The sequence below is a fragment of the Candidatus Zymogenaceae bacterium genome (assembly GCA_016931225.1).
In the GTDB taxonomy this organism is placed as follows: domain Bacteria; phylum Desulfobacterota; class Zymogenia; order Zymogenales; family Zymogenaceae; genus JAFGFE01.
On the sequence record JAFGFE010000006.1, the window covers coordinates 32303 to 53028 of the forward strand.

General features: G+C 57.4%; 14 protein-coding genes. 5 read left to right on the plus strand and 9 right to left on the minus strand.

Features of this window, described 5'->3' with window-relative positions:
• Positions 1–7 precede the first annotated feature (7 nt).
• Positions 8–2530: a leucine--tRNA ligase gene (locus tag JW885_02230; GenBank protein MBN1880967.1), complete on the minus strand. Its 2523-nt coding sequence runs from the start codon at positions 2528–2530 to the stop codon at positions 8–10.
• Between the two features lie 302 nt (positions 2531–2832).
• Between JW885_02230 and JW885_02235 the strand changes: the two genes are divergently transcribed.
• Complete coding sequence (locus JW885_02235; GenBank protein MBN1880968.1) at positions 2833–5199, plus strand: fused MFS/spermidine synthase; 2367 nt, start codon at positions 2833–2835, stop codon at positions 5197–5199.
• A 65-nt stretch (positions 5200–5264) separates the two neighbouring features.
• A complete protein-coding gene (locus JW885_02240) occupies positions 5265–6359 on the plus strand; it encodes a patatin-like phospholipase family protein (GenBank protein ID MBN1880969.1) in 1095 nt (364 codons plus the stop codon).
• Positions 6360–6417: 58 nt separating this feature from the next.
• Here the strand turns inward: JW885_02240 and pstS are convergent, their stop codons facing one another.
• The 6 genes from pstS to JW885_02270 all read right to left on the minus strand — a co-directional run bounded on the left by pstS (position 6418) and on the right by JW885_02270 (position 11925).
• Positions 6418–7470 carry a phosphate ABC transporter substrate-binding protein PstS gene (gene pstS / locus JW885_02245; GenBank protein MBN1880970.1) on the minus strand — a complete coding sequence of 351 codons (1053 nt, stop codon included), beginning with the start codon at positions 7468–7470 and terminating at the stop codon, positions 6418–6420.
• Between the two features lie 46 nt (positions 7471–7516).
• Complete coding sequence (amrS, locus tag JW885_02250; protein MBN1880971.1) at positions 7517–8746, minus strand: AmmeMemoRadiSam system radical SAM enzyme; 1230 nt, start codon at positions 8744–8746, stop codon at positions 7517–7519.
• 11 nt (positions 8747–8757) lie between these two features.
• Positions 8758–10260: an AmmeMemoRadiSam system protein B gene (gene amrB, locus JW885_02255; protein ID MBN1880972.1), complete on the minus strand. Its 1503-nt coding sequence runs from the start codon at positions 10258–10260 to the stop codon at positions 8758–8760.
• 35 nt (positions 10261–10295) lie between these two features.
• Complete coding sequence (locus JW885_02260; protein MBN1880973.1) at positions 10296–10517, minus strand: zinc ribbon domain-containing protein; 222 nt, start codon at positions 10515–10517, stop codon at positions 10296–10298.
• Between the two features lie 32 nt (positions 10518–10549).
• Positions 10550–11143, minus strand: coding sequence for a DUF1318 domain-containing protein (locus tag JW885_02265; GenBank protein MBN1880974.1), 594 nt, complete (start codon positions 11141–11143; stop codon positions 10550–10552).
• A 164-nt stretch (positions 11144–11307) separates the two neighbouring features.
• A complete protein-coding gene (locus JW885_02270; protein MBN1880975.1) occupies positions 11308–11925 on the minus strand; it encodes a tetratricopeptide repeat protein in 618 nt (205 codons plus the stop codon).
• Positions 11926–12246: 321 nt separating this feature from the next.
• On the opposite strand from JW885_02270, the gene JW885_02275 reads away from it, so the two are divergent.
• Positions 12247–13929, plus strand: a complete 1683-nt coding sequence (locus tag JW885_02275) for a HEAT repeat domain-containing protein (protein MBN1880976.1) — start codon at positions 12247–12249, stop codon at positions 13927–13929.
• A gap of 111 nt (positions 13930–14040) precedes the next feature.
• Here JW885_02275 and JW885_02280 read toward each other — a convergent pair whose 3' ends face one another.
• The gene (locus JW885_02280; GenBank protein ID MBN1880977.1) at positions 14041–16710 is read right to left on the minus strand and encodes a hypothetical protein; all 2670 of its coding nucleotides are present in this window, start codon (positions 16708–16710) and stop codon (positions 14041–14043) included.
• A 231-nt stretch (positions 16711–16941) separates the two neighbouring features.
• On the opposite strand from JW885_02280, the gene JW885_02285 reads away from it, so the two are divergent.
• Positions 16942–17217, plus strand: a complete 276-nt coding sequence (locus JW885_02285) for a hypothetical protein (protein ID MBN1880978.1) — start codon at positions 16942–16944, stop codon at positions 17215–17217.
• A gap of 128 nt (positions 17218–17345) precedes the next feature.
• Here the strand turns inward: JW885_02285 and JW885_02290 are convergent, their stop codons facing one another.
• Positions 17346–19133: a hypothetical protein gene (locus JW885_02290; GenBank protein ID MBN1880979.1), complete on the minus strand. Its 1788-nt coding sequence runs from the start codon at positions 19131–19133 to the stop codon at positions 17346–17348.
• 108 nt (positions 19134–19241) lie between these two features.
• On the opposite strand from JW885_02290, the gene JW885_02295 reads away from it, so the two are divergent.
• Positions 19242–20621, plus strand: coding sequence for an MFS transporter (locus JW885_02295; GenBank protein ID MBN1880980.1), 1380 nt, complete (start codon positions 19242–19244; stop codon positions 20619–20621).
• Positions 20622–20726: the final 105 nt, after the last annotated feature.

The window sequence follows — 20726 nt, forward strand, 5'->3', positions numbered from 1 at the left end:
TATGTGGCTACTTCGCCACCACCACGTTCACCAGTTTTTTCGGGACGACGACAACCTTCTTGACGTTCATGCCGTCGATATATTTTTTCGTCTTTTCATCGGCGAGGGCAAGCTCCCGAATCCGATCGTCTGCGGCATCCGCGCCCACAACCAGCCTGCTCCTGACCTTCCCGTTGACCTGGACGACGATGGTAATCTCATCCTCCTTGGCGAGATCCGCATCGAACTCCGGCCAAGGAACCTGAACGACGCTCGGCTCATTTCCCAGGGCCTCCCACAGCTCCTCTGTGATATGGGGCACCGCGGGAGAGAGAAGCACGACCGATTTCTCCAGAGCGTCGGCCAGCACCAGGGCGTCCTTATCGGATACGGCGTCCCGGTTTTCAATGCCAGCGATGAAACCATACACCTCGTTTACCAGCTCCATGACCGCGGCGACGGCGGTGTTGAAATGGAAGCGTTCCTCGATATCCTCAGTGACCTTCCTGATGGTCTGGTGGGTCTTCCGACGAAGGGCGACCGCCCCCTCCGAAAGGTCGGCCGGGTCGACCGCCTCGGGCTTTTGGGATGCGTCTTTCTTTTCAATCAGGTCGAGGTTCTCGTACACCGCCCGCCACAAGCGACCCAGGAAGCGAAACGCCCCCTCCACCGCCTGGTCGTTCCACTCCAGTTCCCTCTCCGGGGGAGACGCGAACAGCATAAAGAGCCGGGTGGTATCGGCGCCGTACTTTTTAATCATCTCCTCGGGGTCCACCACGTTCCCCTTGGATTTGCTCATCTTCGCCCCGTCCTTGATGACCATTCCCTGTGTCAGGAGATTGGTGAAGGGTTCCGTGAACTTGACCATCCCGAAACGCTTCATCACCCGGGTATAGAATCGGGAGTAGAGGAGATGCAGGATCGCGTGCTCGATGCCGCCGATGTACTGATCCACCGGCAGCCAGTAATCGACACGCTCGGGATCCACCATCCCCTTATCGTAATCTGGACAGGCATATCTGATATAGTACCACGACGACTCCACGAAGGTGTCCATGGTATCGGTCTCCCGCCGGGCATCATTTCCGCAGGAGGGACATATCACATTGACGAAGGAATCCAGGTCTTGCAGGGGCGATCCACCCTCCACCCGAAACGATACATCGGTGGGAAGGATGACCGGCAGTTCCTCCTCCGGCACCGGCACCACGCCGCAGTTGTCGCAGTATATCACCGGGATGGGCGCACCCCAGTATCGCTGCCGGGAGATCCCCCAATCCCTGAGCCTGTAGTTGACGGTCTTATCCCCCAACCCTTTTTTCTTGAGGTCTTCGATGATGGCGTCCATGGCGGCCCGGTTTTCCATGCCGTCGAATCGACCGGAGTTGACCAGCACCCCGTCTTCCACGTACGCCTCGTCGAGCTCATCCGCGCTGAGCGTTTTGTCCGATGGTGTGATGACCACGATGATCGGGAGATCGTACTTCTTCGCGAACTCGAAGTCCCGCTGGTCGTGGGAGGGCACCGCCATGACCGCGCCGGTGCCGTATTCCATCAGGGCGAAGTTTGCGGCGAAGATGGGCATCCGGGCCGATGTGAAGGGATTCATACAGTAGGCGCCGACGAAGACACCCTCCTTCTCGTAGTCCTCCGAAGAACGCTTGATTTTGTCCGTCGCCAGCATCCGCTCGACGAACGCGTCCACCTCGCCCTCCTGCTCCGTCCCCCGGGAAAGCTCCCGTGTGAGGGGATGTTCCGGGGCGAGGACCATGAACGTGGCGCCGAAGATTGTGTCCTGCCGGGTGGTGAACACCGGGATGTACCCGTCCCCTTTCTCCAGGGGAAAGCGGATCTCTGCGCCGAAGCTCTTTCCGATCCAGTTGTGCTGCATGGTCAGCACCCGCTCGGGCCAGCCGGGCATCCGGTCCAGCTCTTCCAACAGTTCGTCTGCGAATTCGGTGATCTTGAAAAACCAGCCGTTGATCTCCCTGGTGATGACCTCACCGTCGCATCGCCAGCATCGTCCCGAAATCACCTGCTCATTCGCCAGCACCGTTTGGCAGGTCTCGCACCAATTGACGGGGGATTTCTTCTGGTATGCCAGCCCCTCCTTGAGCATCTTGATGAAGAGCCACTGCTCCCACCGGTAATACTCCGGGTCGCAGGTTGCCAGCTCCCGATCCCAGTCATAGGAAAATCCCATGGCCATCAGCTGGCGCTTCATGTATTCGATATTTTCGTAGGTGAATTTCGCAGGATGCACGCCGCTTTGGATGGCGGCGTTCTCCGCGGGCATGCCGAAGGCGTCCCACCCCATCGGATGCATCACGTTGTATCCCCGCATCATCTTGTTCCGGGCGACGACGTCGGTGATGGAATAATTACGCACGTGACCCATGTGGATTTTTCCGGATGGGTATGGAAACATCTCCAGTATGTAATATTTCTCCCGATTGTCGTCCCGCGTCACATTGAATATCTTGTGTTCATCCCAGTACCGCTGCCAGCGGGATTCCACCTGGGCCGGGTCATATTTTTTCGTAGGCTCCATTTTTTTGCTCAATTTCTCGGTGTCGTTATCCTGTTGTTCCGGTATAGCTGCCTGGCCGATAGGATCGGCCCCCTTGAGAGCGGTAGACTGAAATGTCGGTCCACCGAGGTCATACATACCGCCCCGGTAGATTCACTCCACCACAATAATGACAGCCGGCACTGCCGGCTTTTTTTATTACCACATTTCAACTTCATTGGCAAGACAATAATATATGAGAGAGCAACAGATGACCCGCCTGGTCTGATACCACCGCTCCTTTTCCCTTGACTTGTATTGTGGCCGAACGGATAATCAGTGACATGTCCTCCCACCATACTGCATCGAAAAAAGACATCCGCCTGATCGTCTCCTGCCTTGGATTTCTGGCGGCGTCCGCCCAGATCATACTCCTCAGGGAGATGATGGTCTTTTTCTACGGGAACGAACTCTCCACCGGCATCGTCTTGATGATCTGGCTTTTGTGGACGGCCCTGGGGAGCTATGCGGGAACACTCCTCTCCGGACGACCCCGACAATCGGCCCGTTCGACGCACCGCCGCGCCCTCTTCCCGGGACTGCTTGCAACTCTCGGGGTGCTGGCCCCCCTCACGATCATCCTGGTTCGGATATCAAAAACACTCCTCGGCATCTCCCAGGGGGAAATCATCGGCATCGGCGCAACGGCGCTGATCACCCTGGTTTCACTCTTCCCGTTCTGTTTCACTGGCGGTCTTTTATTCCCCCACATTGTCGACGCCCTGGTTTCCGAGACCGATCGGGGGGATGCGCCGAGGATCGCGTATCTGTATGAATCCATGGGTTCGGTGATCGGCGGCGCCGCGACAAGCCTCATCCTCGTACGCTTCTTCGACGCCCTCGCCGTCGCCTTCATCCTGGGGGCCGTCTCCCTCGCTGCGGCGGTGACCATTCTTTTTCTGAAAAAAAGGACCTGCCTCTGCTTCGTCACGGGGCTTTTCTTTCTCTTTTTCGCCATCCAGATCGTCAGTCCCGTGCCGGATATCGACCGCATCACCCGCACGTTCCAGTGGCGGGGGTTCGACGTTGCGGCGTCGGAAGACTCCATCTACGGCAACCTCACCGTGACCCGGGCGGGCACACAGACGACCCTCTACGACAACGGCGTCCTCTCGTTCAGCCACCCAGACGTCATCGCCTCGGAGCTGTCGGTCACCTACCCCATGCTCATCCACCCCGATCCCGCCCGGGTGCTGCTGGTGGGCGGCGGGGTGGCCTCGTCGCTCTCCGAGATACTCGAGTACCCGACTGTTTTGGAGGTGGACTACGTGGAGCTGGACCCGCTGTTGATCGATCTTGCCGTCACCCACCTGCCGCCGGGTACGACAGAGAGCCTGAAAGATCCGAGGGTTCGGGTCCTCCACACCGACGGCCGGCGGTTCATCAAGACGATCGATTCGGCCTACGATGTGATCATCATCAATGTCGCGGACCCCATCAACGCCCGCATCAACCGCTACTACACCGAGGAGTTTCTCCGGGAGACGTCCCGCATCCTGGCCCCCAATGGTATTGTGTCGCTCTCCGTAAGCGGGTCGGAGGAGATCATCAGCCCCACGTGCGCGTCTTTTTTGGGATGCATGGCGAAAACCGTCGATCGGGTGTACCCGAAGAGAATCGTCATTCCGGGGGAGCGGGTCTTTTTCATCATGGGAGGTGATGAAGCCTCCCTCACCGTCGATCCCGATGTCCTCACCGACCGTATGCATGAGCGGGGGATCGAGAATCTATTCGTGACGGAGTACTACCTCCCCTACGCCCTCAGTGTTGAGCGGATTGCATATATCAATTCTGTTATTGACACCGCCCCCCACACCCGGTCCAACACCGACACCGAGCCCATCGCCTTCCTGTACGACATGATCCTGTGGAGTCTCTCATTCACCCCCCGGACGAAGCTCGCCATACTGGAGCTGTCGTCGGTTACCGTGAGCCGGGTACTTGCAGCACTGGGAATCGCCACGTTCCTGTGGCTCTGTGCGATCATGATCGGCGGACGCCTGAGATCGAGGCGGGCGGTGGTGTACCTCTCCCTGGGTCCGTCCGTGCTGACGGCCGGCTTCACCGAGATCGCCCTCGAGGTGATCATCATCGTCGCCTTTCAGACGATATACGGCTACGTCTACTACCAGGTGGGCCTGATCGTCACGGCGTTTATGGCGGGCCTTGCCACAGGAAGCATCATTACGGGGAAAATGAGCGGGAAGGAAGGACCGGGGGGGTGGAGACGTCTCCTCATCGTCCAGATATGCTATGCCGTGTATGGTCTATTGATCATCCTGGTGATATACGCGGCGTCGACGATGAATCCTCAAACTCTTCCCTGGGGGGCGTTGAGCATCTGTTTCATCACCCTCAACTTCATCGGCGGTGTGCTGGGGGGTGTTCATTTTGTCTTCGCATCACGGCTCGTCTCCCGCAACGGCGCGTCCCCCGGCTTCTCCGGAGGGTGGGTGTACGGCACGGATCTGTTGGGGTCTTCGTTAGGGGCGCTTTTGGCCACCGCCTTTTTCATCCCGATACTGGGACTCCCCCAAACCGCCGCCGCGGTGGGGGCGATCAACCTCTTCGCGGCCCTCCTGATTCTCTGTGGAAGTGTGTCGCACCGACTCCCTGTGCGGGATGGATCACAATCCCATTCCCGTCGATGACGCACCGGGCACATCATCGGTGGGACAAAGCGGCACAGGGTGAATGATAGCAACAGGAGATCGACATGCCCCATGCCCTGAACATTTTCGCCGGACCTTCGGCGCGGGCCGTAATCCTCGAGCGGGGGCTTACACACGGAGATGTTACCGCCGTCACGGGCGCCGCAGGCGGCCCGAAATGGCTTGCCGTCAGCGGCCTGGACCGGGCCCTCTTCGGATCATTCTTGAAAACGGCCGAACACCCCATAGACCTGGTGGGGGCGTCGGCGGGGGCGTGGCGCTTCGCCTCCCTTGCCCAAGGAACACACGCGGATCCCCTTTTTGCATACGACAGATTCGAAGAGGCGTATATCACACAGGACTATACCGCCTATCCCGACGGCCCCACCGCCCGGGATGTGACCGGTGAGGGCGTGAAAATCCTCGACGCCTTCTTCCGGGAAAACTCTGCCGAGCACATCCTCACCCACCCGGTCTTTCGGCTCTCGGTGCTGGCGGTCATCTCCCTGGGGCCTGTGAAATCCGACAACGGCCGCATTCTGGGCCCGGCAATGCTCCTCGCGGGTGCTTCGAGCATGATATCCCGAAATCTCCTGGGGTGTTTCTTCCACCGGGCGGTGTTTCACGATCGGCGCTGCACACCTCCCTTCCCGGGATGCGACGGCCGTCCCGACGCCATACGGTCGGTGGTGATCGCGCTCACGAAAAAAAACCTCCGCCCGGCGGTGCTGGCGTCGGGCTCCATCCCGGTGGTGATGGAGGGTGTCACGGACATCCCCGACGCACCGGAGGGAACCTACCGGGACGGGGGGCTTATCGACTATCACGTCACGATACCCGAGAAAGACGGCGGCGTCGTCATCTTTCCCCACTACACGAACCGCATTATCCCCGGCTGGTTCGACAAGTTCCACCCCCGGCGCACCCCTCCCCGGAGTCACGTCGATCGGCTCCTGATGCTCTGCCCCTCACCGGAATTCGTCTCCCGGCTTCCCTATGGGAAGATACCGGATCGAAAGGATTTCAAGAGGTTCATCGAACACGATGCCGATCGAATCGCCTATTGGCGACGCGTCGTCTCCGAGTGCAGGCGACTGGGCGATGAGTTCTTGGGGCTGGTGGATACCGGAAGGATTATAGACCGCATTCGACCGCTATAAAAAACCCGGTGGCCGATAACGAGGGCTCCCGGGTTTTCTTCGATATTTACGGTAAGGCCTATTGGAGAAGCGGCTCTCCGTCGTATGTAATGCTTTTGATGATACCCTCGGCCTTTTCGACGGCGTCGTCTGAAAGGGGTGCGTACAAGAGCGATTCGCAGTATATCTGTCCGTCATGGATCATCCACCACAGGAGATCAACCAGGGCCCTCGCGTCTTCCCTGGTTCTGCCGTCGTAATTTAGCTCCCGAAAGAGGATGATCCAGGTGAATCCCGCAATCGGGTAGCCGTCAACCGCCGTTGTATTCACCAAGGATATCCGGGTGTCGTCGGGGATATCACCCGCCGCTGTCCGGACGGTGTCGAGCCGTGTCGGGTCCGGAAAGTTCCCGCTTCTGTTCTCGATCAGGGCCACCGCCATATCGTTCTCGACGGCGTAGGCCAGCTCTACGTAGCCGACGGCGCCGGGGGTCTCCTTAATCATGCCGGCGACGCCGCTGTTCTTGGCGGCGCCGATCCCCGCGGGCCATTCAACCGATTTCCCCACACCCACCGTATCCGCCCATTCGGGACTGACGCTGGTTAAAAAATCGGTGAAGATGTTCGTCGTGCCGCTGCCGTCGGACCGGTGCACCACAATGACGAGGAGGTCGGGAAGCTCGACTCCCTCATTCACAGAGGCGATGCGCTCGTCGTTCCATCTCTCGATCTTTCCCAGGAAGATGTCTGCGAGCACATCCTGGGAGAGCAGAATCGGCGTCCCGTTCGGGAGGTTGTATGTGACCGCCACCGCGCCCAGGCAGGTGGGGACGTGTACGATCTCTCCCCCGGTCTCCTCCAGCATGGCATCGGTCATGAAGGCGTCGGTGCCGCCGAAGTCCACGGTTTTATTGAGAAGCTCCTTGATGCCACCGCTGGAGCCGATACCCTGATAATTAACCCTGACGCCGAAGATGCTGTTGTACTCGTCGAACATCTTGGCGTAGAGTGGATAGGGGAAGGTCGCCCCGGCGCCCCGGATGTCCGACACCTCCGGAACCGACCCGTCGCTGCACGCGAAACCGAAAAACAAAACGGCGGCGACGCCCACCAATATGAGTGCTCTTTTCATGGCTATGCTCTTATAATAGATTTTTTAAAAAATGGGATTACGGGCGCTATGACTTCGGCATCTCCCACACACCATGGATCGGATAGCCGCAGAAGCGGCATTTTCCGTCGTCTATCTTCACCTCGCCCACGAAGTACCCCGCCCGAAAGAGTATGTTCTCCCCGCACTTGGGACAGTAGGTGGACTCATACTTGTTGCCGGGAACATTGCCGATATAGACATACTCCAGCCCCTCCTCCTTCGCCACGGCGTGGGCCTCCGCCAGGGTTTCCACAGGCGTGTTGGGGATGTTCATGAGCTGATACTCGGGATGAAACCGGGAGAAGTGAAGCGGCGTGTCACTCCCCACATCGTCTCGTATCCATTGGGCCATCTCCCGGATCATCGCCATGTCGTCGTTTTTGGTGGGGATGACGAGGTTCGTGATCTCCACATGCACGCCCTCCTTCTTGTATCCGGCGATGGAATCGAGCACCGGCGCAAGGGTCCCCTCGCTCATCTCGGCGTAGAAGGAATCGGAAAATCCCTTCAGGTCGATATTGGCGGCGGTCAGGTATTCGGCCAGTTCGCTTCTGGGCGTGGGGTTGATGTAGCCGTTCGAGTGCATGACGTTTATCAGGCCCGCCGATTTCACCTCCCGGGCGCAGTCGATCATGTATTCAAAGAAGATCGTCGGCTCCACGTAGGTATATGCTACGGATTTACAGAGGTAGTCCCCCGCCATCTTCGCGAGGGTCCGGGGGGGCATGTGATAATTCAATGTGTCTTCCGGCAGGGCCTGGGAAATATCGAAGTTCTGGCAGAACTTGCAGGTCAGGTTGCATCCCGCGGTGGCGATGGAAAAGGACCCAGTGCCGGGAAGCACGTGAAAGAGCGGCTTTTTCTCGATGGGGTCCACATGATAAGTACAGGGATTGGCGTACACCAAGGAATAGTACGCGCCACCACGGTTCTCCCTGACCTCGCAGTATCCCCGCCCCCCCTCCTCCACCGTGCACCCCCGGGGACAGAGGAGACACATCACCCGATCGTCGGAGAGCGGCATGTAATAGGGAGACTCCACCGCTTCGATGTAGCCCCGGGTTGGCCCGGTGACATCTTCCACCTCATCGGCGCCGCCGGGTCTATCGCCCTGGGCCCGGGTGCATACCGGGAGGCCCAGCGATGCGAGACACAGGGCCGACACCGACACGCCCCGGAGAAAGCACCGACGGGTCAGACAAACGGCGGGGTCGATCTTTTGCGCTTCGATTGGATTCCGGGTGCGATCCGGCATGTCGGGTGTCCTTAAAAGTCCTCATCGGAAAAGACATTCGCCGTGAACCAGGAGAGCTTCACGTCGTCGTCCATCCAGGCGTCCGACGATAGGCCGGCCTTGCGGCAGAGCCCCTTGAGGTACTCGTCCCGGTCCCAGCCCTGTTCCACCGGCACCTGGGGGAGCAACAGCCCCATCGCGTAGCCCTTCTCGATGACCAGGCCGTGAACGCCGATCTCGATATCGTCCGTCGAGGAAATCGGCGAGAGGCTTGAGAGGACGGAGATCTCTATGGTGATGTCCTTGAGCTCCTTTTCGGTCACCGGGAAGAACCTCGGGTCGTGAAACGCCGCCGCCGGCGCCATCTTCATGACCACAAGATAGAGCGGCATATCCTGGCCGGTATAGCCGATACAGCCTCGGAGGTCATTGTCGTTCTTGAGGGTCACGAACGCCCCCAGAAGCTGGGTGAGGGCCGGGGAGGAGACATCGAACTCGGGTATCGGGTCGCCGGTGAGGCCGCACTCGATTGCGGTGCGGGCAATGGTGAGAAGCATCTTCTTGTCGTCATCGGTAAGCGGTATGTCCTGATTCCCGATCGGGTCGGGGCAGTCACCGTCTGTCTCTGCGATTACGGCGGAGAAGTACCCCACCACCCGGCTGTAATCGCCGGATGCTTTCGCGCTGTCTCCCGAGTCCGTTTCGATCACGTCGCAGGCGCCCAAACGATTCGCAGCCAACATCACACTGATGACGGGCCCGGCGCCGCACGCCTCGCATGATCCCCGGAGCAGCGCGTCATAGAGGCCCGCCGGGTTGTTTGCGATCACCATATCCCTGAAAACCCCGTCCAGTATCATTGCCTCGTCGTGGCTGTGATAGTGGGAGAGATCAGTGCTGGCCACCAGCAGCACCCGTTTGCCGGACTCTTCCACCGCATCGGCGATAGCCCGGGCCGTCTCCACGCACAGGTCGTAGTCCTGGCTGCCCATCACCATCGGCACCAGCTCAAAATCGCCCAGGACCCTCTGGAGAAACGGGAGCTGCACCTCCACGGCGTGCTCCTTCACGTGGGCCCCGGCGGCGTAGTCTATCCTCGCCCCGTTGTTTCGTATCGCCTCGATCAGCTCCATATCCAGGGGTATCCGTCCCAGGGGGGTCTCGTAGGAACCCGTATCGTTTACGGACACGCCGTCGAAGGAGAGATGATGGCTCGGGGCGATGACGATGACGGTGTCATACCCGGTCGTATCGATATACCGATATGCCGCCGCCGCGATGGCCCCCGAGTAGATGTATCCGGCGTGGGGGGCGATGACCGCCGCCACCGGCCCCGAAACGGCAACGTCCGGGGCGTCCGCGAGGTAGCCGTCTATGAGATCCGCCAGCTCGTCGGGGTCCGCCGGGTAGAACATCCCGGCGACGGCGGCCTCGCGCACCTCCGCCCCGCAGGCGGAACAGCCGAAGGCGATCGCCGTTATCACAAGGAGCATGATACGTCCGTATCTCGCCGGTCGATCGATGAGCCGCTTCATGGCGCACCTCTTATTTGGGTATGTGCTGACCCCCCCTAACCACAGGAGGAGCAGTTCTTGGACGCGCAGCTGGCGCAGCCCGACGTCGTGGAGGCGACGGCGCCGTCGCTCCCCTTCGTCCGTGCCGCAAATCCGGACATCTTTTTCGTCAGCTTGATTGAGCCGCAGGCGCTGCACGTCACCTCTTCGGTGGAAGACATCACCAGCGTTTCAAACTCACATCCGCACTCGTCGCAGGCGTATTCGTATATGGGCATTGTCGTGTCTCGCGTGTGTTTCGTGTATCGATCTATTTCGTCGTCCAGCTTCCGTCGTCGTTCTGGATCACCCAGCCGGGGGAGGCCTTCGTCCGCCAGCTGTCGGCAAAGAGCGTCTCGATCTGGGGGACTGCCTCTGACCCGAAGCTGTTGGCCACTGCGATTTCGTAGTAGAGGTTCTTCCGGTCGTTATTGTCCGCGTTCACCAGCCCCTTCAGGTCCGCCTGGGACTTGACGTCGAGCCCGGTCATGGACCTGATTTCCAGATACCCCCGGTTGGTGATACCGATGTTGCCGCCTGTGTAGTAGGGCCGAAGCAGCGGCGAGCGGCCCTCCAAGGATGAGCGGATGGCGCTGATGGCCGGTGTGTTGATGTCGATATCCACATCCTGGGCGAACGCCGTCTCCACGAAAAGGCCCGTGAGCATCGCCCCGGTGCGAAGCTCCGCCCACGCCGTCTTGAGGAGAACGGGAAGCGACACAGCGTCGTCGGACTCATAGACGTCGTCGACGATCTCGTCCGCCGCCCGGCGGACGGCCTCGGCGGGGAAGTAGATATTCACCGTCACGCAGGCCGTGACGAGCATGAAACAGACGGTGAAGACCAGTGCGATTTTTTTATACATGGCGCATACTCCATCTGCAATCGGTTGAAATGATCCCCGTTTCTATCCAGTTTATCGGGGGATATACGGTCTCTATTGTACCACCGTCGGCGGCGTAGTTTCAACGACAAAAAAAGACCGGCGCGCGGCCGGTCTTTTCGATCATTCCCTGACAGGTAGTCCCGTCAGTTCAATTCCTCCAGGGCGGCGCACGCCTCGGACACGCCCCCTTCACAGGCATATTCCAGGTCGGCCCGCGCCTTGTCCATCTCCCCCATGTCCCGGTAGATCAGTCCCCGGGTGTATATCCACCGCGGGTCGTCTCCGCCGTGGAGCCACAGGGCGCTCTCGATATCCGCCAGCGCCTCGTCGTAGCGCCCCAACTGCCGGTAGACGTCCGCCCGGACGTTGTATAATGTGCCGGTCGGGTCGATTTCCAGTGCGGCGTCGAAGCTCTCCAGGGCGTTCTCATAGTCGCCCATCCGGTAGTAGGTCATGGCCAGGCTGTTGCGGGGGGAGGAATAGTCCGGGTCGATCTCGATGGCCTTCTTGAAATCACTGATGGCCGAATCGTATTGTCCCAGGAGGGCGTAGGCGCGGCCCCGGTCGTCGTAGGAGAAGACGTACGACGGGTCCGCCTCGATGGCCTTCGTGTAGCTCTCCACCGCCCCCTCGTAGTCACCTACATCCATGCAGTCAAACCCGAGGTCGCTCCACTCCTCGGCGGTCTGGGCGGGGGCCGTTGCTGCAAAACAGACTACGAGAAAAAGGACAAGATATAAGTATTTACCATGACGCTTCATGCTATCTCTCCATGATTCCTGTTATCATATTTGTTTAACCATTAGCACAAACCAGCCGTAGCGTCAAATAGTTATAAACAGCAATAAGATAAGCCGTCGGATACCGACCTATTTTATAGAATATTCTATAAACATTTATTTTGATGTTTGTATTATGTTGAATTTTAGTTTCAATTAGGATATATATTTCACTTCCAATACTGATCAAACAGCATCGGTTAACAAGATTACATAATAAAAAAGCTATTCGGAGGTCGCAAGAACAATTTCTATTGTTTTTGATTAATATATGAATATGTGATTTCAAGACAGGAATACATTATGAGAAGAAAACACCCCTTTCACATTGCGCTAATACTCATCTGTATGGTTTTAATTCTGACTTCTTGTACTGAAGAAATAGAATTCAGAAAAGAAATTATAATGCTCCACAGTAAAAATGCGTACACAAGAGAGAAGGCGGCTCATATGCTGGGATATTATCGTGATCCCCGGGCCGTGGAACCGCTCATTCAGTTATTAGAAGATGAAAACGAGGTAGTTCGAAGAGCTGTAGTGAGAGCATTAGAAGAAATAGGAGATCCACGGGCTATTGATCCGCTTCTCGGGTCGTTGAATGATGAAGACTACATTGTCCGTGAGGCCACGGTCGAAGCCCTAGATGAGTTTAATGATCCCCGGACTATCGAAACGCTTATCACAGCTCTGGCGGATGATAATTATTCTGTTCGTGAGGCCGCAGCTAAAGCCCTGGCAGGATTTGATGATCCTCGTGTGATTGACCCACTTATCAAAGCAATATATGATGAAAATTCTGATGTACGTGAAGCCGCCGGTAAGGCGTTACGATGGAGAAAAAACCCGCAGTCGATAGAGCCACTCATCGAGATATTGAAAAGCGATAACGATGATGCCCGAAAAGTTGCAGCGTCTGTTCTGGCTGAATTAGGTTCCGATGCTGCAAAACCGCTCATCGAGGTATTATATGATGAGAACGAAAAGGTTCGACTGTCTGCAGCACTCACTTTGGGAAAAATGAATGATCCCCTTGTTGCTGAACTTCTTGCTGATGCTTTTAATGATGAAACTGTTGATGTTCGGTTATATGCAGCTATAGCGATGGGATACACAGCCTTTTCGCCGTATTATACGGATGATCCCCAGGTTGTTGATATGCTCATTGAAGCATTAAAAAATGAAAATGCAGAGTTGAGAAAACACGCGGCGGAAGCTCTGAAAATTGTCGGAGACATCCGAGCAGTAGAACCGCTCATTATAGCGTTGAATGATGAAAGCGAAGAAGTAAGAATATCTGCCGCTGATGCCCTTGAATGGATCGGAGATCCTCGAATAGTTGAACCATTCATTGAGGCGCTGAATGATGAATCAAGAGAAGTACGAAGAATTGCATCCGAAACCCTGGAGAGAATTGGTTATGATCGGGCAGTCGATCCACTTATCGAAGCGTTAAAGGATAAGGATTATAAAGTTCGAGAAAACGCTGTTGTGGCACTTGGTGATATTGGTGATCCCCGGGCTATTGAGCCGCTCATTATGATGTTCAAAGATGATGATATATGGCTTCATGAACTAACAAAAGACTCCTTAATTATGATCGGCGAGCCAGCTATAGAGCCATTGATTGAGACTCTAAATAATAAAGATCCTGAACTTCGAAAACATGCGATTGAGGCTTTGATTGAATTCAACGATCCTCGGGCTGTGGAGCCGCTCATCAAGGCGTTAAAGGATGAAAATATTTGGGTTCGCAGACTTGCTGCCTTAGCCTTGGGAAGATTTCGCGATCCACGGGCCGTGGAACCGCTTATAGAGGCGCTGAATGATGAATATCTTCGAGAGAACGCTATCATTTCATTGGGAAATATCGGCGACCCCCGGGCAATCGAACCTTTAAAGGAAGTTCGAACACAATTTGAGTACATGACAGACCTGGAAATCATGAAGGCCATAACACAAGCTCTCGAAAAACTTGAGGAGAATTGATAGGAAATTTTCCAGTTTATAATTCTCCATCTTTAAAGATCGAAATGGAAATGTAAAAAAATTGTCTTATCTGGGAAAATTGATTTACCAATTTTCAGCATTTCCACGCCCTCACTTCTCGATCACAATATCCTCCGTCGACTCCACCCTGATGCGCTTGAGGCGGGACATCATGTCACGGAATCGGATGCTGTTGTGCGGGTTCCGGTTGACCACGTTGATGCCGAAGGGGCCGGAGCGCTTGATGAAATATTCCGTATCGCCGTCATGCACCGTGCCGCTGACGGTGAAATACGCCCCCTCAAGCTCCAGGTGAATCCCCATCTCGCTGTATCGATATTCCCCCACGAAGCGGTTGACGCCCCTGTTCAGGGTTTCGGTGAAGATGTCTGTTCCGGAGCCGAGGATGGAGATGTTGTCTACGAAATCCACGCTCACCCGTTTCGGCACGCCCGGTTTTTCCACGGTGCGGACGTCGAAGACGAAGCGCTGGGGTTCATTGTAGGCGATGATAAGATCGTCGAGTGAGCCGGACACCACGCCGCTGACCTTCCCCACGTCCATGGACTCGGTGACCTTTTCCAGGGATATCTCGTCAAATGAAACGTCCATCCCGATGCGCCGCCTTGGGCTGAAGACGTCCGCCCCCCAGAGGTTCGTGACCGAAACCTCGCCTTCGGCGATATCCGCGACCATCTCGCCTGTCGTTTCGAGCCTCCCCTCCCGCACCTCGGCATCATCATATCCGCCCGAGAGCATCCCCGTCATCTTCACATCCCAGACGGTTTCGAATAGCGGCGCCAAGTCGAACTCCATCACTTCGAATTCCGCCGTAATCTCCCGCCCGGGGGAGAGGGGATCGATCACCGTGAGTTCATCCACAACAAGCTCGCCGCCGGAGACGGGTACGATCAGCGGAGTGTGTATGGTAAAGACATTGTCAATAAGGGCCGCATCGACTGCCGCCTCGCCCACCTCCACGCCGAAGAGGTGCGCGCCTTTGAGACTCACCGTACCGTATTCCCTCGGAGAGATATCCGGCACACCATCGTGCGGCGCACCCCCGGAGAGATCGAGGCGAACGGGCATGTCCACCGAAAGGCCCATCACCTCCACCGTATCCGACCCGAACCCGGCGCGGGCGACGTCCGCCGCCGCGTCCCCGGCAATCCGGGGGGCGGAGAGTTTCCCTGAAACATGCGCCCGCACATCGATGCTCCCCTCGACGAAGCCGTCTGCCAACATCGGGACGCGGCTTGCCACCGTGTCCCTGACCGCCAGGTCGAAGAGCGCCCCCGGGTCCATCACATTGACGCGCACGTCCAGGTCTCCCGAGACCGGACGCCTTTCGAGGGAGAGATCCCCCGCCGCCTCCCCCCGCACAACACCGGGGACGGACACCGTCCACTCCATCCCCTCAACGGCGGAATCCTCCGTCAGCGTCCCCGAAAACGACGTCTTCACCCATAGGTCCGTGAAGTCCACGTATACGTCTCCTATCAGCGCCTGGAACCCCCCGGCGGAAAGAAGCATCTCCGATTCCATCTCTCCCGGAACATTCGACCGCCAGGCGACCTCCAGCGTGCCGTCGATGCCGTCCGCCACGTAGGTCCATTCCGGAGACGAGAACGAGAGATCTCCATACGAAACATCCACCCTTCCCGCCACCCCCACGTCGTCCCGGCTATGCCCGGTTTGGACCTCACCGGTCAGCACACCATTCCACTCCCATGTTTCGGTATTCCCCGGCAGGACATCCCCCAGGCCCCGCATCAGGCCGGGGGTGATATGCGCGTTCTCGGTACGTGCGATCACCTCCCAATCGCCCGCCCGGACGTCGAGGAGTTCAAGGGATATCTCTCCAGTGTTCGGAACAAATACTGTGACATCCGAAAAGACGACTCCCCGCCGGGCAGGATGCTCGGGAAGGGGAAAGAGCAGAAGATCGCCCCGGGCGTTCATGCCGGAATACGACAGATGCCGAGCGTCGTTCTGAACGCCGAAGCCGGAGATACCGAACCCGGTGATGGAAAGCTCGTCATCCTCCAGCACCAGGGGGGCCGAAAAGCCGTCCCCCAAAAAGAGATAGTCGCCGACCCCGTACCCGATGCCCTCCCCCGCCACGTCTCCCGTTATGATGCGCCTTTCCCCCATGCCCCGCATCCAGAGCCGGGCCGTGATCGTTCCCGAGAGGATGAGGCCCCGCTCGTCGCCCGATGTCGTCACAATGCCGTCGGCCGTGATGAACCCGACGTCGAAAAACCGCCGATGCACGGCGGTGAGCCCGATGAACGTCATCGATCGATTCACCCCCTCGACGGTGACCCTGGCGTTTGTGACCTCCACGCGTACATGCGCCAGGCGATCCATAAACGCCTGGAGTTCCCGTCTCCCGGCGGCGTCGTTCTTCACTCGGATGTTGATCTCAGGATCGACCAGGACGAACCGGGTGAGAGTGACACCCCGCGCCGACGGCCTGATGGTCAGCACGGCGGTATGGGCGGATAGATCGAAGGCGCTCTCCTTGATGGAGAGATCCTCCATCGCGAGGGACAAGATCCCTGCGGGACGGACGGACTCGACATTCACCTCCACGCCGAAGAGCGAGAGGAGCGCCTCCTCGGCGATGTATATCGGCAGCTTCGACCCGAACCTCAGGATGAATATCGACACGATGACGAAGGCAGTCGCCGCCAGCGTCACGATCGCCGTACACAGCCTGCGCCCGGCGGCGCCGACGGCGATGTTTCGATCATACCCGTAGTATTTCGGATCGGCCATAGTCGATTTCGCACCTCCGCCCCAGCGCCGGTTCACGGACGTGACGTATCACGAGATTTGCAGACCGTCCTCTTCGGTGTCTCTCCGTGCCCTTGTTGCGGATGGGCGCACACGATATCGTATATATTTTATTATACAGGACAATTCGGCGCGACCGTCGCTTTTTTCCCCGTTGACAGCTGTTTTCCCCTCTTGTAGAATAGTAAGAGTGTATCTGAATAGGAGATGACCATGAAACGCCTGATGGCATTAAGCGTGATCTTCTGCCTGCTGCTGGGGCTTTTCGGCTGCAGCGGATACGGATTAGTCAGACACGGCTCGTTTACCGTGTACCTGGAAGACGGCACCACATTCTACAACGTGAAATGGTACAAGAGCAGGACGGAGGGAATCGGGCCGATGGAAACCGCCACCGGGACGGTGATGTTCCTCACCGAGGAATACGGCCTCGTGGAGGTTCCCTGGGACAACGTGCTGAGAATTCAGAGCGAACCGTCCTCCCGGTAAGGGGCGGCGGGAATGTCCGTACGGGGGAGGATTTTCCTCGCGGGCGGGATATGCAAACACCGCGATGTCACCCCCCACGCCGCCGTCCGGACCGGGTGGAGGCGGGTCTGCGTCGATCGGATTGAGTGTCAGTCGTCTATCGGTTCCGGCGTCTGGCTGACCTGGGTAATGACCCCGCTGATGAAACGGGCGTCGATGTGCTCGGGCTCCATGCCGCACAGCTCCGGAAACAGACCGTCTGCGGCCCTCTGAACAAGCTCCCGGGCGGTATCGCCGAACCCGACGCCCGCAACCCCGGCCATACGATCGATCAGCTCTTCCAGCTCATCTCGAACAGTCCCAGGGACAGCACCCCCCTCATCGAGGGCTTTTGTAACCCTTCTTAATTCCTCACTCGTGACCGGGATCACCTCCCAGTCACCCATCAGAATTCTCCGAACCAGTGCCGTGGCAAAGAGGTGGTCAAGGCCCCATTCCTGGATGGGGGCGTTTCGCTTCAGGTACGATTCGATCTCCACCGGGATGTCCACCAACTCCGAGACAAATAGAACGACATTGGACAATGTGTCGAGAAAATCCATGGTCGTCCGGATATCCGCCATGGTGCTGAAATTTCTGAAATCCTCACCACTTTCCGTCAACCCCACGTAATAATAGGGCCGAACGCCCGTGAGTCCGTCTATGACCGCCCGGGCCGTGCCCCCCCACAGGCTCGGATCGATCCGCTGACCGAGCCTTTTGACCAGGGACGACATCCGTCGCACCACGTCCAGCGTGACGCAGTATCCGAGTCGAAACAACTGTTGTAGATATACCTCCCGGAGAAGCCGCCTCCCCTCGTCCATCGCCGTACAGTCGGCATATTCCAGGCCGATGTTGATGTAGTCCCGGGCCATCCGGGCCGACGACATGATCTCGTCCGTGTCGGAGAGATCCACCCCCCCGGCCGCCACGAGCTTGTGGATGAGATAGGAGAGCTCCCAGAGTATCGGTCGATCGCCCTCCAAACCGTCGGCCTCAACCAGAAGGTCTTCCAGGATGCCCTCGCCGCTTCTCGGTATCAGCCAGTAGTGGGGGGGAAGCTCGTCCTCCTGGTTTTCATTCAGGTAGATGATCTTCTCGATCCCGTTCTTCATCTCCCGGGATATCTTCTCCGGATCTTCATAGAGCAATATCTCCCTCGCCTCGTAGAACTCGGGGAATCCGATCATCGTCATGCGGGCGGAGCGGTAGTCATAAGCCTCCTCCTCCAGGGGTGAGGGAAACTCCCCCTTGACGCCCTCCATGATGACGTGGTAATAGGACGGCTCCAGCTCGAAGAACCGGGTAAGAACGGTGACGATCATATCGAGGTCTATCTCATCGCTCCTCGGCTTGAAATAATATGAATCATCGAAACTAGTCCACCCCCCATCGGACATCTCCAGGGGGTCCTGGTCGAGATTGCGCGAGGTCACCTCGATGACCCCCTTGAAAAACAACACCAACAGGGGCGGATCGAGGGAAAAGAGCTGGCGAATTAACGGGCGCTCTCCCCCCTCGGAAATGAGCTGGAGCCACTCGAGGAACCGATCGAGATCGATGCGATCACGCTTCCAGATATCCATGTCCAGAAGGTACGTCAGCTTATCCGGAGAGATCATCTCCATCAAAAGCGCCGCGTCGTCGCTCCATGACTCCTTGATGGTCAGGTATAATTCCTGGGGCGAGAGCTTCTTGAGCAGCTGTATGGAATCCGGTGACGCGATGATGACGCGGGCCTTGCCCCGAACCGGTGTGCGTTGGATGATCCACAGGCGCTCCTCGAACGAGAGCAGGGACAGCTCTTTCTCGTCGATTCGGCCGCCCTGGTTGATCCGGTCCAGAAAACGTCGTTTCGCGGCGTCGCCGGTTTCTATGGTGTATTCCTTAGTCATGGAGGAGATTATATCAAAAAGAAATGTCCAAAAAAAGTTAAACCTTTACATCACGGGTTCATTCCAGTACTATACCATGAAATACGATCCGTTTACGGCGAGGAAAGTATGGAAACCAATCAATCGTTATCCACCGAAAAGCTTCCGTTTTACCGCAAGGTCCTGTTCGGTGTGGGAGATTCGTCTTTTTCCCTCCTGTTTACGGTTACGATGCTTTTTTATCTCTATTTTCTTACCGATGTAGCGGGTCTCAAGCCGGTCCTCGCCGGCACCATACTCCTTGCTGGCAAGGCCTGGGATGCGATCACCGATCCGACGGTCGGTTTTTTGAGTGATCGCACGAAAACCCGCTGGGGAAGGCGGCGACCTTACATCCTGTTTGGCGCCATTCCCCTGGCCGTGACATACCTCCTGATATGGCAGACGTACCCGTTTGCCGCCGGGAACCAGGGGCTCCTTTTTGCCACCTATACGATCCTGTCGCTGCTGTTCTGGACATGCTTCACCGTAACCGGCATCCCCTACGCCGCCCTGATGCCGGAATTAACCCTGGACTACGACGATCGCACGACGCTCGTGAGCGCCCGCATGTTTTTTTCGATCATCTTCGGCCTGGTGGCGGCGGTGGTACCCATGATCATCGTGGGCGCCTACCCGAGCCTCTCGAAGGGGTATTCCATGATGGGAATCTCCATCGGCCTTTTCGCGATCATCCCGCTGGTGATATGCTTTTTCGGAACAAAGGAACGGCCGGAGTTTCAGGAGATGGCGTCCCTGTCGTTGTGGAAGTCACTCAAGGAGACCGTGAAGAACCGCCCCTTCGTCTTCGCAATGATCATCTTTCTGTTGAGCTGGGCGTGTGTGGATGTTCTTTCCGCCACGTTCCTCTATTACATCACATATGTGCTTGGTCTAACCGTTGACGATGTCCCGATCCTGATGGGGACCCTCTTCGTCACAGCCACGCTGTTTCTTCCCTTCTGGGTGTTCATTTCCAACAAGCTGGGCAAAAAACCCGCCTATATATTCGGCATGGCCTTCTGGGCGCTGGTGATGAGCCTCCTCTTCTTTATGAAGCCCGGGATTCCCCTGTCGGTTCTCGTGGCGCTCTGTTTCCTCGCGGGCATCGGCATTTCAACCGCACACCTGATCCCCTGGGCGATGATCATCGATTGCATCGATTACGACGAGCTGAAAACCGGCGCCCGGCGGGAGGGGATGTACACCGGATTTACGCTTTTTCTCCAGAAGCTCGCATCCTCCCTCTCCCTCTTCCTCGTCGGCATCTTCCTGCAGTGGTCGGGATATGTGGCCAACATGATACAGACCGATAGGGCGATTTTCGCCATCAAGTTTCTCATCGGCCCGGTAACGGCGATAATGCTGATCCTTTCCATCGTCGTCTCCTTTTTCTATCCCATTACCCGGGAGGAACACAACAAGCTTCGGGCCGAGCTGGATAAAAGGGAAAAGACGGCGACGTCTTAGGAAATTCCTCAAACACAGCGATAAAAATCAGACCCGCATCGATTGAGACAATCAATGCGGGTTTGTTTCTGCCGGGAGGCCTCTCACATCGCCGGCCTTTTCCTC